At 66.2% G+C, this 12,474-nt stretch carries 11 protein-coding genes; 2 read left to right on the top strand and 9 right to left on the bottom strand.

The features are described from left to right. The 5 genes from G3N99_RS08465 to betC all read right to left on the bottom strand — a co-directional run. Positions 1-380, bottom strand: a 380-nt coding sequence (locus G3N99_RS08465) for an MFS transporter (RefSeq protein WP_206122134.1), incomplete at its 3' end; no start/stop codon positions are given. Between the two features lie 228 nt (positions 381-608). Beyond that, positions 609-2,021 (bottom strand): cysteine--tRNA ligase, encoded by a 1,413-nt coding sequence (gene cysS, locus G3N99_RS08460; RefSeq protein ID WP_206122133.1) that lies wholly within the window; start codon positions 2,019-2,021, stop codon positions 609-611. 387 nt (positions 2,022-2,408) lie between these two features. Beyond that, positions 2,409-3,548: a porin gene (locus tag G3N99_RS08455; protein WP_011354197.1), complete on the bottom strand. Its 1,140-nt coding sequence runs from the start codon at positions 3,546-3,548 to the stop codon at positions 2,409-2,411. A gap of 258 nt (positions 3,549-3,806) precedes the next feature. Beyond that, positions 3,807-4,772 (bottom strand): choline ABC transporter substrate-binding protein, encoded by a 966-nt coding sequence (gene choX / locus G3N99_RS08450; protein ID WP_174938954.1) that lies wholly within the window; start codon positions 4,770-4,772, stop codon positions 3,807-3,809. A 45-nt stretch (positions 4,773-4,817) separates the two neighbouring features. Next, the gene (gene betC, locus G3N99_RS08445) at positions 4,818-6,353 is read right to left on the bottom strand and encodes a choline-sulfatase (RefSeq protein WP_206122132.1); all 1,536 of its coding nucleotides are present in this window, start codon (positions 6,351-6,353) and stop codon (positions 4,818-4,820) included. A gap of 268 nt (positions 6,354-6,621) precedes the next feature. Between betC and G3N99_RS08440 the strand changes: the two genes are divergently transcribed. Together G3N99_RS08440 and purU are read left to right on the top strand one after the other, a co-directional pair. Next, positions 6,622-7,527 carry a LysR family transcriptional regulator gene (locus tag G3N99_RS08440; protein ID WP_206122131.1) on the top strand — a complete coding sequence of 302 codons (906 nt, stop codon included), beginning with the start codon at positions 6,622-6,624 and terminating at the stop codon, positions 7,525-7,527. A gap of 169 nt (positions 7,528-7,696) precedes the next feature. Then, positions 7,697-8,581: a formyltetrahydrofolate deformylase gene (gene purU, locus G3N99_RS08435; protein WP_174936457.1), complete on the top strand. Its 885-nt coding sequence runs from the start codon at positions 7,697-7,699 to the stop codon at positions 8,579-8,581. A 19-nt stretch (positions 8,582-8,600) separates the two neighbouring features. Here the strand turns inward: purU and G3N99_RS08430 are convergent, their stop codons facing one another. From G3N99_RS08430 to G3N99_RS08420, 4 genes are all read right to left on the bottom strand, one after another. Next, positions 8,601-9,593, bottom strand: a complete 993-nt coding sequence (locus G3N99_RS08430) for a DMT family transporter (RefSeq protein WP_206122130.1) — start codon at positions 9,591-9,593, stop codon at positions 8,601-8,603. A gap of 169 nt (positions 9,594-9,762) precedes the next feature. Further along, a complete protein-coding gene (locus tag G3N99_RS08425; RefSeq protein ID WP_206122129.1) occupies positions 9,763-10,380 on the bottom strand; it encodes a TetR/AcrR family transcriptional regulator in 618 nt (205 codons plus the stop codon). 91 nt (positions 10,381-10,471) lie between these two features. Further along, positions 10,472-10,606 (bottom strand): hypothetical protein, encoded by a 135-nt coding sequence (locus tag G3N99_RS42360; protein WP_277396344.1) that lies wholly within the window; start codon positions 10,604-10,606, stop codon positions 10,472-10,474. A 199-nt stretch (positions 10,607-10,805) separates the two neighbouring features. Continuing rightward, positions 10,806-12,461 carry an APC family permease gene (locus tag G3N99_RS08420; protein ID WP_174936448.1) on the bottom strand — a complete coding sequence of 552 codons (1,656 nt, stop codon included), beginning with the start codon at positions 12,459-12,461 and terminating at the stop codon, positions 10,806-10,808. Positions 12,462-12,474: the final 13 nt, after the last annotated feature.

The raw sequence follows: 12,474 nt of genomic DNA, 5'->3' as shown, positions 1-12,474 counted from the left end.
GTGCCGACGATCGCCGCGAGCGCATACACGGCCGGCGCGGCCAGCCAGCCTTGCGCGGCGCCGAGCAGGAACACGCCGGCGGCCAGCGCCTCGACGCCCTGGCAGATCGTCGCGATGCGCCGGCGATCGTAGCGGTCGGCCACCTGCCCGACGACGAGCGTCAGCGCGAACATCGGCACGAACTGCGCGAGGCCGACGAGACCGAGCGCGAACGCGCTGTGCGTGAGCGCGTACACGTACCAGCCGATGGCGACCGACAGGATCTGGAACGCCAGGGAAGACATCACGCGCGTGCCCCAGAAACGCTGGAACGGGACATGGCGGAACAGGTTGGCGGGTAACGGGGATAAAGGACTGGGGTCGGGCACGGAGTCGGTCATCGAAGTCTCGGCGGTCGGCGCTGCGCGCCGGTACCGGTCGGGAAACGACTGCACACGCCGGTGCGTGCGCGCGACAACGGTGCAGACGCGGCCAAAGCGCGATGATATCGCCAACCGCGGAAAACGGGCCGTGGCCACGAGTGCCGACGATTCCGGCGGCCGCGTTGACCGCGGCCGCCGGTGGGTCGCTCGAGCCGCCTATCCTCGGATGCACGCGGCCCGCGCGCTTCACTGCGGCGGGACGCCGGTCTCGCTCGAGCCCATTGCCATGCCGAACAGACGTTGACCGTCCGGCGTGTCCTCGACTCTCCAGCCTTCGGCGCTCAACGCGTCCCGGATCCGGTCGGCTTGCGCCCAGTCCTTGTCCGCCCTCGCACGCGCTCGCTCACCGAGCAACACACGGACGTGTTCCGGAACATCGAACGCAACCGGCCTCCATTCGCGCAAACCGAGTCCCAGCACCGTATCGAAGCTGTCCACGGTCGCTTTCAGCGTGGCGGGCGGCAGGTTGCTCCTGACCAGATCCCACAGCACCGCGAGCGCCCTCGGCAGATTCAGGTCCTCGTTCACTTCCGCATCGAATCGCGCGGCGAAATCCGCATCGACGCGCCCGCCGTCCGGCCAGCCGGCATAGAGGTGCCGAAGCCGATTCAGCGCGGTTTGCGCCGCATCGAGCGACTCCCACGTGAAATGCAGCTTGCTTCGGTAATGGGCCGTCAGGCACAGGTAGCGGTACGCGAGCGGATCGACACCGCGGCGCTGCAAGGTCTGCAGACGGACGAAGTCGCCGCTCGACTTCGACATCTTCGTATGGACGTCGAGCGTCAGGAAGTGCCCGTGCATCCAGTAATTCGCGAGCTGCGTGCCGTGGGCCGCCCGCGTCTGCGCGATCTCGTTGCTGTGATGCACGGCGATATGATCCTCGCCGCCGCAATGGATATCGAACAGCGTCCCGAGATACTTCGCCGACATCGCCGAGCATTCGATGTGCCAGCCCGGAAAGCCGCGACCCCACGGGCTGTCCCATTCCATTTGCCGCTGGACGTCGGCCGGGCTGAACTTCCACAACGCAAAATCCGTGATGCTCCGCTTCCCGCCCAGCGCCACCCGCTTGCCCGCCTGCAACCCCGCGCGGTCGAGCCGTGCGAGATAACCGTAGTCGTCCTGCCGACTGGTGTCGAAGTACAGGCCGTCGTCCGTCCGGTAGACGTAGCCGGCCCGGTCGAGCGTATCGATGAACGCGATCTGTTCGGCGATGTGATCGGTGGCACGGCACCAGATCGTCGGCTCGAGCAGGTTGAGCGCGTGCCAGTCCCGGACGAACGCCTCGGTGTAGCGCCGGGCGATGGCCCACGCGGATTCGCCGGTCCGACGGCTCCCCTTCTCCATCTTGTCTTCGCCTTCGTCCGCATCCGAAGTCAGGTGGCCGACGTCGGTGATATTGACGACGTGCCGGACCTCGTAGCCGTTGCGCTCCAGTACGCGGCGCAGGAGATCCTCGAACACATAGGTTCTCAGGTTGCCGATGTGGGCATCGTCGTAGACCGTGGGGCCGCAGCAATACATGCCGACCTGCCCGGCCCGGATTGGCGTGAAGGGGCGCACGGTACGCGACCAGGTGTCATACAGCGCAAGCGGCATCGAGTTTCTCCGTCCCGAAAGTGTCGGCCCAAAAACAAAAAGGCCGCCTGTTTTGCATCACAGGCGGCCGGAAGGCGATTGCTTGAATGTTTAGCGAGTTCGCTAGACGCAACTTCCCCCAGGCATGTTCTGACAACATGCGCGGATCAGCGAGGAGGGGGACGTGGCGCGATTCAGCATGCGGACGATGCTAGCGCCTATAGACGGCAATGGTCAATACCGTCGAGCCGCCATTCCCGGTGACGGTCCCGGGTTGGCGGCCGGGCGGCCGGCACTGGCCGGACGCATTTCATGCCCGCTGACACCCGTCAAAAAAAAAGCGCGAACCTCGGTTCGCGCCAAAGAGAGACCGCTCGCTGAAGACGTCGCTGCCCCACACCACCCCGCTTAGAACGAATGCCGCATCCCGATCCGCACGTCGGCCTGCGTCTGCGTCGTCGACGGCGTGAAGCTGTAGCCGATCACCGCATCGACGCCTTGCGACGCACGCAGGTAATCGCCGGAGAGGTACACGTCCGTGCGCTTCGACAGCATGTAATGCAGGCCCGCCGTACCCTGGTTCCAGTGATGGCCTTCGAAGCGCGTGTGCTGGTAGCCGGCAATGAGGCTCAACGCCGGCGTGAACTGGTACGAGCCGCCGCCTTCGTAGACCTGCATGTGCGACGACTGGCCGAAGCCCTTGATCGTCGTGTACGAGAAGTTGCCGTCGAGCGTCAGCTTGCCGATCGTGTAGCTCGTGCCGATGCCGAACGTACCCTGGCTGTCGACATCCATCGGCGTGTTCGCGAACAGGTCGGTGCGTGCGCCGGTCGCCGGATCGACGGTGACGGTCTGCTGGCCGAGGAACGTATGCGTGCCGATCATCGCGTACGGGTCGAACGCATAGATGCCGTTCGGGTTGTTCAGGCGCGTGTACGCGGCGCCGATCGAGAAGTCGCCCTTCGTGAAGCTCGCGCCCGCACTCCATGCGCTGTTGCGGTGGAAGTTGCCCGCGACGTTGCCGAACGAGTACATCGCGCCGAACTTGAAGCCGCTCAGGTCGTTCGACAGGAACTTCACGGAGTTCGGCAGGCGGTCGCCGTTGAAGCGGTCGAAGTCGCCCTGGTGGATCGCATAGCCGCTGCCCCACGCGGAGATGTTGTAGATCGACACGAGTTCGTTCGTGATGTCGAGCTGGTTGCCGAACGACAGCGTGCCCCAGTCGTTCTGCAGGCCGACATACGCCTGGCGGCCGAACTCCGAGCCGCCGAAGCCGAGCTGCCCGGTGCCGAGGCGGAAGCCGCTCTCGAGGGTGAACACGGCCTTCAGGCCGCCACCGAGATCTTCCGTGCCCTTGAGGCCGAAACGGTTCCCGTACGCGACGCCGTCGTCGAACTTGACCACGTGCGAGCCGCCCGTGTTGTTCACGTACGTGATGCCCGCGTCGAGAATCCCGTACAGCGTCACACTGCTCTGCGCATGCCCGATGGCGGGTACACAGGCCGCGCATGCAAGCGCGGCGGCTACGGCAACTTTCGTATGCTTCATTATCGACCACCCTCCCTGAACCGTTCGATGGAAAGAACCTCGTCCCGGCGCGTGCAACGATGCGCCGGTGGATTCGAATTCAGTACGCCCGCTGGCTTCGGCATTTCGTTTTCCGCAATAACGCAGCCATTGGCGAAAAATACAAACCCATATTTCGGGTCACCCGTCTGAAGGCGACACCAAATGGTCACGATGCGACCGGTCGGGAAAACACGTAGACGGCGGCACGGTCAAAACCGGCCGCCGTGAGGGAGGGAATCAGTGACTGTCGAGGGCCGCGCGCACGGCCGGCAGGCCCGGTGCGCCGGCCGCCGTCGTCACGCCGTCCAGCCAGCCGGCGACCAGCGCCGGGTCGGCCTTCAGCGCATGCTGCGCCGCCAGCGCGGGCGACGTCTTGTGGTCGAGCATGTCGGCGATCATGCGGTTCTCGACGTCGACGGAGAACGTCATCTGCCGGAACAGCCGCGCGAGGTTCGCGCACTGGCCGGCAAACCCGGCGCGCGTGACCGTGTTGACCGTCGCGCCGCCGTAGTTCGGGCCGAAATACGCATCGCCGCCCGACAGGTAGGTCAGGTGGAACTTCGTGTTCATCAGATGCGGTTCCCACGCGAGAAACACGATCCAGCGCTTGTCGCGCACCGCGCGCTCGACCTGCGTGAGCATGCCCGTCTCGCTCGATTCAACCAGCGACCAGTTCGCCGGGCCGAGCGCATGGTCGGACAGCAGCCGCTTGATGTTCTGGTTCGCGGGCGCGCCGGGCTCGATCCCGTAGATCTTGCCGCCGAAGCGATCCGCGTAGCGCGCGAGATCGGCAAACGTATGCACGCCGGCGGCCGCCACATAGTCGGGCACCGCGAGCGTGAACTTCGCGCCGCTCAGGTTCGCGTGCAGCACGTCGATCGATTTCTCGTCGACGAACGGCTTCACGAGCGGCGCCTGGGCGGGCATCCAGTTGCCGAGGAACACGTCGACCTGCCCTTTCTTGAGCCCCTGGTACGTAATCGGCACCGACAGGTTCGCCACGTCCTGCCGGTAGCCGAGCGCCTTCAGCACGACGCCCGCCATCGCGTTCGTCGCATCGATGTCGGTCCAGCCGGGCGCCGCCATCTTCACGTCGCCGCACGTCTGCGGGTCGGCCGCGTGCGCGGCCTGCGTCGTCATCAGGCACGCGGCCGCGGCAAGCGCCGCGCCGATCCGGATTGCTGCATTGCATTGCCGTTTCATCGTCCGCTTCCTCCGTCGTTCTTCAGTAATCGCGATACGGGACGCTCAGCGCCCGATGCGCGGAAAACGCGCCATCGCCTCGAGCGTGTCGAGTTCGATGTGATTGCGCATGTAGCGCTGGCTCGCGTCGGTGAACGGCTGCCAGTCCCACGCCTGGATGCGGCCCTGCGTCGTCGCCGCGTAATGGAAGCGCCGGCGCCGCTGGCTCGCGCGCACCTGCCGGTCCAGCTCGGGCAGGTTCCAGCGCTGCGCGGCTTGCGCGCGGAATGCGGCGAGCACGTCGGCCGCTTCCGGCGTATCGGCGAGGTTCGTCAGCTCGCGCGGGTCGTCGGAGAGGTGGTAGAGCTGGTCGGGATCGAGCGGGCAATGCACGTACTTCCAGTCGCCGCGGCGAATCATCACGACCGGCGCGACCGCGCCTTCCGCCAGGTATTCGCCGAGCGCGACGTCGTGCGACGGCGTGCCTTGCAGGTGCGGCACGAGGCTCGCGCCATCGACCGGGTCAGGCCAGCCGCCGGCCGGCGCGGCCCCGGTGAGGTCGACGAGCGTCGGCAGCAGGTCGACGTGCGACACGGGCCCGCGCACGCGCGCGGCGTCGAAGCGGCCCGGCGCATGCACGATCAGCGGCACGCGGCAACCGCCTTCGAAGAACGTCATCTTGTACCAGAGCCCGCGCTCGCCGAGCATGTCGCCGTGGTCGGACGTGACGATCACGATCGTATCGTCGGCGAATCCGCACTGTTCGAGCGCGCCCAGCACGCTGCCGAACTGCGCATCGACGTAGGACGTCGCGCCGTAGTAGGCGCGGCGTGCGGCGCGGATCTGCGCGTCGGTGGGCGGCGTGCGGTCGTTCTCGCAGACGAAGCGCAGCCGCTGCGAATGCGGGTCGCTGTCGGCTGCATCGAGCCGCACGGCCGGCATGTCGATCTCGTCGTCGCTGTATTGATCCCAGTATTCGCGCGTGATCGCATACGGATCGTGCGGATGGGTCAGCGACACGACCATGCAGAACGGCCGCGCATCGTGCCCGGCCGCACGCTCGCGCGCGACGTCGTACAGCTTCTGCTTCGCGGCGAACGTGACTTCGTCGTCGAAATCGAGCTGGTTCGTGCGCACGCACGGGCCGGCCTCCAGCACCGAACTCATGTTGTGATACCAGCTCGGCCGCTCGGTCGGGCTGTCCCAGTCGGGCACCCAGCCGAAATCGGCCGGATAGATGTCGGTCGTGAGCCGCTCCTCGAAGCCGTGCAGCTGATCGGGCCCGCAGAAATGCATCTTGCCGGACAGCATCGTCCGGTAGCCGCCCGCGCGCAGGTAGTGTGCGAACGTCAGGGTTTGCGCCGGCAATTCGGCGGCGTTATCGTAGGCGCCGATCCCCGACGGCAGCTTGCCCGTCAGCAGCGAGAAACGCGACGGCGCGCACAGCGGGCTCGCGCAGTACGCGGCGTCGAATACGACGCCTTGCGCGGCGAGACGGTCCAGCGTCGGCGTGCGCGCGACGCGATTGCCGTAGGCCGGCAGCGCGAACGGCGTGAGCTGGTCGGCCATCAGGATCAGGATGTTGGGTGTCGGGTTCGTCATCGGCAGTCGTGGGGAAAACGGTGTTCGAATGGAACGGCGCGCCGCTCGCGCAGCGAGACGTCCGGCATGACGGAAGCGGCTCGACGAAAGTACCGCGCGGGCGAGCCGCGCTGGCTAGAATCGCGGAATGCGTGGCGCCGCGCGCCGCCCGTGAAGCGGGCTGTCAAGCGGGCCGTGAAACTCGCATGCCGCACCGTCCGAAGCACTATCGCCCGCCCGAATTCGCGCGGGTAGGCGTCCGGCCCTTATGGGGCCATTAGAGAGACTTATGTCGAAATCCGAACCGTTACCGTCGATGCAGGCGCTGCGCGCGTTCGAATCGGCCGCCCGGCTCGCGAGCTTCACGGCCGCCGCGCGCGAGCTCGGCTCCACCCAGCCGGCCGTGAGCCAGCAGGTGTTCCAGCTCGAGGCCGAACTGGGCGTGCCGCTGTTCGAGCGCAGCCCGCGCGGCGTCACGCTGACGGCCGACGGCCAGTGCCTGTACGAAGCCGTGCGGCTGAGCCTCGACACGCTGCGCGGCGCGACCGCGACGCTGCGTGCGCGCCGCGAGCACGGCGCGCTCACGATCGTCACCGACTTCGGCTTCGCGACCTACTGGCTGATGCCGCGCCTGGCCGGGCTGAAGCGCGTGATGCCGGATGTCGACGTGCGCGTCGTCACGTCACAGGATTACGACGCGCAGCGCGACCATGGCGACATCGCGATCCTGTTCGGCGACGGCCACTGGCCGTCGTGCACCGCCGCGCGCCTCTTTCCGGAATCGGTCACGCCCGTGTGCTCCCCGGCGTTCCGCGACGCGCACCCGCACGTCGCACGGGCCGAGCACCTGCTCGCCCTGCCGCTGCTGCACGTGCAGCCGACCCGCCCCGAGCGCTGGCTGTCGTGGTCCGGCTGGTTCGACGCGCACGGCCTCGATACGGCCGCCGCCGCGCGCGGCGTGACCTTCAACAGCTACGCGCTCGTGATCCATGCGGCGCTGCTCGGCGAACGCGTCGCGCTCGGCTGGTCGCCGCTCGTCGACGAACTCGTCGCGTCCGGGCAGCTCGTGAAGCTCGTCGACGCGCCGGTCGTGACGTCGCGCGGCTACTTCCTGGTGCGGCCGCCGCAGCGGCCCGAGCCGGACGCGACCCACGTGTTCCGGCGCTGGCTGCTCGACGCCTGCGCGAGCGCGTGACGGGCCCTGCCCGCCGCCGCGCGCTGGCGCGCCGATACCAGCCACACGGCGCGTTGGTTCTATCCGCCCCAAAATCGTCCTGATTTACTTGAGCCTCCCGCTACCCGCGCGGCGCGGCGCTTTCGTGCGCCGCCGCACGGCCGTGCGCCCATGCCATCCGAGGAATCTCATGACCGCCGAGCACCGCCCCGATCAATTCGTCCTGACACTGTCGTGCCCGAGCGCGGCCGGCCAGGTCGCCGCCGTCGTCGGCTTTCTCGATCGCCATCGCTGCTATGTCGATGCGCTGAACGTGTTCGACGACGATCTCAGCAACCGCTTCTTCGTGCGCTGCGTCTTTCATCCGACGGATGAAACGCTGCAGATCGATGCGCTGCGCCACGAATTCGCGCCGATCGCGGCCAGCCTCGGCGGTGAGCAGGGCGACATGCAGTGGGCCATCCACGACGTGAACGCACGGCCGAAGGTGCTGATCATGGTGTCGAAGCTCGAGCACTGCCTCGCGGACCTGCTGTTCCGCTGGCGGATGGGCGAGCTGAAAATGGACATCGTCGGCATCGTGTCGAACCATCCCGACTTCGAGCCGCTCGCCGTGCAGCACGGGCTGCCGTTCCGCCACTTCCCGATCACGGCCGATACGAAGGCGCAGCAGGAGGCGCAGTGGCTCGACTTCTTCGAATCGAGCGGCGCCGAGCTCGTGATCCTCGCGCGCTACATGCAGGTGCTGTCGCAGGAGACGAGCGCGAAGCTCGCGAACCGCGCGATCAACATCCATCATTCGTTCCTGCCCGGCTTCAAGGGCGCGAAGCCGTATCACCAGGCCCATGCGCGCGGCGTGAAGCTGATCGGCGCGACCGCGCACTTCGTCACCGACGATCTCGACGAAGGCCCGATCATCGAGCAGGTCGTCGAGCGCGTCGATCATGCGCTGCGCCCCGAGCAACTGCTCGCGGTGGGGCGCGATGTCGAATCGCTCACGCTCGCGCGCGCGGTGAAGGCGTTCATCGAACGGCGCGTGTTCCTGAACGGCGATCGGACGGTGGTGTTTTCGTAACGCACGAACGGCGCGACGCTCACGTCGTGGCCGACGGCACGCGCGCGGGCGCCGTGCCGGTTCGACGCGCCCTGCGCCGCAGGTACAGGTTGTTCAGGATCAGCGCCGTGCCCGTCAGGGCGGCGCCTGCGATCTGCGCATGATTGGGCACCAGCCCCGTGAACGCGGAAACGATGAAGGCGGTGATCGGCACGATGTCCATGAACAGCGTGCCGTTCATCGGCCCGAGCATCCGGTTGCCCGTCATCCACAGCAGGATCGCGCCGAAACCGGCCACCGGCCCCATGTACACGAGATGCGGCAGCACCGCGTGCACGGCGGCCAGTGACGGCGCCGCGATCCGGTGCGTGACGATCAGCACCAGGTTGACCGCGACGATCGTGGTCAGTCCGAGCCACGTCGTGAAGGTCGTGTATTTCAATGCGGACCAGCGGGTGAAACGCGCCGCGCCGAACGTATAGACGACCCAGCACAATGCACCGACGATGATCAGCGCATTGGCCGCGTAGTGCTGCGGTTCGTGCAGCGCGGCGATCACGTCGCCGCGCGTGATGACGAGCGCCACGCCGGTAAAGGACAGCACGACGAACAGCACCGACACCGGTGCGGGCGCGACACGCCGCACCAGTGCGTTGAGCAGGAGCCCCATCATCGGCTGCGTCGCCATCATGATCGAAGCGGTCAGCGCGCCTTCGTCGCCGGCCAGTTGCTGGCCCAGGAACACGAACGATCCGAATCCGCAAAAGCCGATCGACCCGAGCAGCCACGCGAGCGCCACCGGCTCGCCGGCCGAACGGAACGCGCCGGGCCCTTCGACGATCCGCAGCAACGCAATGAAGCCCGTGCCGGCAATCAGGTAGCGCAGCGACGTGAACGTAAACGGATCGATGTACCGCAACGCATCGGTCATCACCGGAAACATCACGCCCATCAGGATCGTCGCGGCCACACATGCCACGACGCCTTTCCCGTACGCGTTCGCGCCAGGCGTTGCGAGTGTTGCGTTATTCATGACTGATCATTCCCAAATTAATTGAAAAATGATGCCGGTGCGGCTGCGCGCAGCGGCAGCGTCGTATCACAACTTCCTTACGGTTCTTGCGTGCCCTTCACGATATCGATGCGGGTATCCGGAACGTCCCACATTTGAAACCGATCATTCTCAAAATAATCAAAAAAAATCAGATCAGCGCCCGCATCGCGATTTCGACGATCGATGCCAGCTCCGCCTCCGACGCACTCGACTTGCCCAACACGCGCATGCCCTGGATCAGGCACAGCAGGAACCGGCCCACCTCTTCCGGATCGAGATTCCGGTCGAAATCGCCCGACTGCTGGCCGCGCGCGATGACCAGGCTGAATTGCGTGCCGATGCGCAGCAGCGTCGATTCGATGTACGGGCGCAGTGTGTCGTCGCCGGGCAGGAGTTCGACGGCCGAATTCGTGATGAAGCAGCCGCGTCGCTCCGACAGCCTCACACCGATTTCCGTGTAGTACAGGAGCGCCTCCCTGAGGGCCTGCCGCGGCGGCAGATCCGCCGCGAGACGCTCCTTGAGCCGCGCGATCGCACCTTCCGCATAGCGGTCGAACGCGGCGACCAGCAGCCCGTGCTTGTCGCCGAACGTGCGGTACAGGCTGCCGCGAAAGACGCCGGTCGCCTCGCACAACGCGTCGATCGACGTCGCGTGATATCCCTGCTCCCAGAACACGCGCGCAGCGGCGTCGATCACCTCATCGGTGTCGAATTCGCGTGGGCGCCCCCGGTCGCGGGCGCCGGAGGATATCGAGGTCGGGCTCATGGGTGTCGATATTAGAACCGATCATTCTCAAAATCAAGCGGCCATGCCCGGTTGCGTGGCCAGACTCCGGGAATGACATACGCCGGACCGATCAGGGTGTCGATGGATCGAAGCCGGGAAACTGCTGCCCGGCGTCCGCGGACGAGAGATAGGACGCGCTGCGTTCCAGCGCACCCGTGCGGATCAGTTGACCGCACGCACGGCAGCGATAAAGCTCGGACTGCATGGGTTCATTCACCGCGACCTCATCGTAGTTCGATGTGGGCACCGGGAATGTCAGGCAGGTGGAACACGGCATCACGATTTCCCGGCGGCAGGCATCCTGTCATGCCGGCATTATCGCGTATGACGCGCCGCAGTCGCGCGACGGCCCCGTGTGCGGTTTCCGGAGCCATCGCGTGCTGCGGCACGCACGTATTACCTCGTCACTTCACCCACGCGAAGTAATACGACAACCAGATCGTCAGCCCCGCACCGATCAGCGCAACGTAAGGCATCAGGTTCAGCCACATCGCGCGCTTCGGCACTTCGAGTTCCATGTCGCGCTGCATCTGCGCGGGGAAACGGCCGCGATCCTGCCAGTAGTGGCGGAACAGGAACACCGGCACGATCAGCAGCATCGCGATCAGCCCGTTGCGCAGCGTACCGTCGCCCTGCAGATTCGCACCCGCGCCGACATAGACGAGGTTCGCGTACCCGCAGATCGAGCCGCCGACCAGCAGCCACGTCGGGCAGCGGAACGGCCGATCCCAGTTGCCGCGATCCATCCGGTGGATCCAGCCCGACTGAAGATTCAGGAATACGAACAGCATGTAACAGACGTTCGAGATCGACAGCACCGTCATGTAGTCCGACATCATCAGCAACACGAGGTTGAAGCCGAGATCAGTCCACATCGCGCGCGTGGGCGAGCCGTGCTCGTTCACGTGCGACAGGTACTTGGGCAGCCAGCCGTCGACCGATGCCTGGTACAGCGTGCGCGACGAGCCCATCATCGACGTCATCACGATCAGCAGGATCGACAGCATCAGCATCACGACGACCGCATTCGCGACCCACGCACCACCGCCGACGATCTTCGCCATCGCGGCCGCGACGCCGGTGCCGTCGCCGATCGACGGATCGAGCATCGCCTGCGTGCCGAGCGCGCCCTGGAACGCCATCGGCACGAGCGTCATCACGACGAGACACAGTGCGCCCGACCAGAAGATCGCCTTGGCGGTATCGCGACGCGGATCGCGGAATTCACGCGTGTAGCAGACGGCCGTCTCGAAGCCGTACGACGCCCAGCCGGCCATGAACATCGCACCGAGCGCCATCGTGACGCCCTGCCCGTTCCACGAGCCGAACGTCGCGGCCGTGAGATTGCCGTGCGCGTCGTGACCGAGCGGCAGCAGCGGGAGCAGGTTCGACATCGGCACGTCGCCCGTGATGAACGGCACGATGCCGACGATCAACAGCGGCGTGAGCGACGCGATGCCGAGAATGCGCTGCGTACGCGCAGCCTTCGATGCACCGCTGTGCTGAAGCTTGAACGTAATGAGAAGCAGGATCGTCGCGATGATGAACGTCGCATTGATCCGCAGGGACAGACCCGGCTTGATGAACCCGAGATCCGCAACCTTGAGCTGCCAGTGCAGCACCGCCGCGTCGGCGGGAAAGAGACTCGTGAGCGCATAGCTCGCCGCGAGGCCGCAGCCGAGCGCGAGCATCGGCGACCACGCGAGCCAGTTGCACCACACGGAAACCGGGGCGATCAGCTTGCTGTAACGGACCCAGCCGATCGCGCCGTACACGGACGCGCCGCCCGATTTATGGGGAAATAGCCCCGATATTTCCGCATAAGTCGCGCTTTGAACCAGCCCCATCGTGATCGCGGCGATCCAGATCGCCCACGCGGGCTGGCCGATCGTCGCGCATACGCCGCCGATCGTGAACAGCACGCCAGCCGGCACGCCGCTCGTCACCCAAAAAGCGTCTTTCCAAGTCAGGCCACGATGCAGCGTGTGGCCCGTCGAATCATGTGAGATGGTTGCCTCAACATCACTGGTGCGGTTCGCACGCAGTCCTGCCTGACTCATCCAATTCCTCCTC

It is taken from the genome of Burkholderia sp. Ac-20392 (genome assembly GCF_017104585.1).
Taxonomy (GTDB): Bacteria; Pseudomonadota; Gammaproteobacteria; order Burkholderiales; family Burkholderiaceae; genus Burkholderia; species Burkholderia lata.
Note: the sequence above shows the minus strand (reverse complement) of the source record. Positions and strands in the feature narration are given on the sequence as shown.

Bases quoted from the DNA above. Each gene is read 5' to 3' on its own strand.
- G3N99_RS08420 (WP_174936448.1), bottom strand. From the start codon at position 12,461: ATGAGTCAGGCAGGACTGCGTGCGAACCGCACCAGTGATGTTGAGGCA.
- G3N99_RS08440 (WP_206122131.1), top strand. From the start codon at position 6,622: ATGTCGAAATCCGAACCGTTACCGTCGATGCAGGCGCTGCGCGCGTTC.
- G3N99_RS08430 (WP_206122130.1), bottom strand. From the start codon at position 9,593: ATGAATAACGCAACACTCGCAACGCCTGGCGCGAACGCGTACGGGAAA.
- cysS (WP_206122133.1), bottom strand. From the start codon at position 2,021: ATGCCGCTTGCGCTGTATGACACCTGGTCGCGTACCGTGCGCCCCTTC.
- G3N99_RS42360 (WP_277396344.1), bottom strand. From the start codon at position 10,606: ATGCAGTCCGAGCTTTATCGCTGCCGTGCGTGCGGTCAACTGATCCGC.
- choX (WP_174938954.1), bottom strand. From the start codon at position 4,772: ATGAAACGGCAATGCAATGCAGCAATCCGGATCGGCGCGGCGCTTGCC.
- purU (WP_174936457.1), top strand. From the start codon at position 7,697: ATGACCGCCGAGCACCGCCCCGATCAATTCGTCCTGACACTGTCGTGC.
- G3N99_RS08425 (WP_206122129.1), bottom strand. From the start codon at position 10,380: ATGAGCCCGACCTCGATATCCTCCGGCGCCCGCGACCGGGGGCGCCCA.
- betC (WP_206122132.1), bottom strand. From the start codon at position 6,353: ATGACGAACCCGACACCCAACATCCTGATCCTGATGGCCGACCAGCTC.
- G3N99_RS08455 (WP_011354197.1), bottom strand. From the start codon at position 3,548: ATGAAGCATACGAAAGTTGCCGTAGCCGCCGCGCTTGCATGCGCGGCC.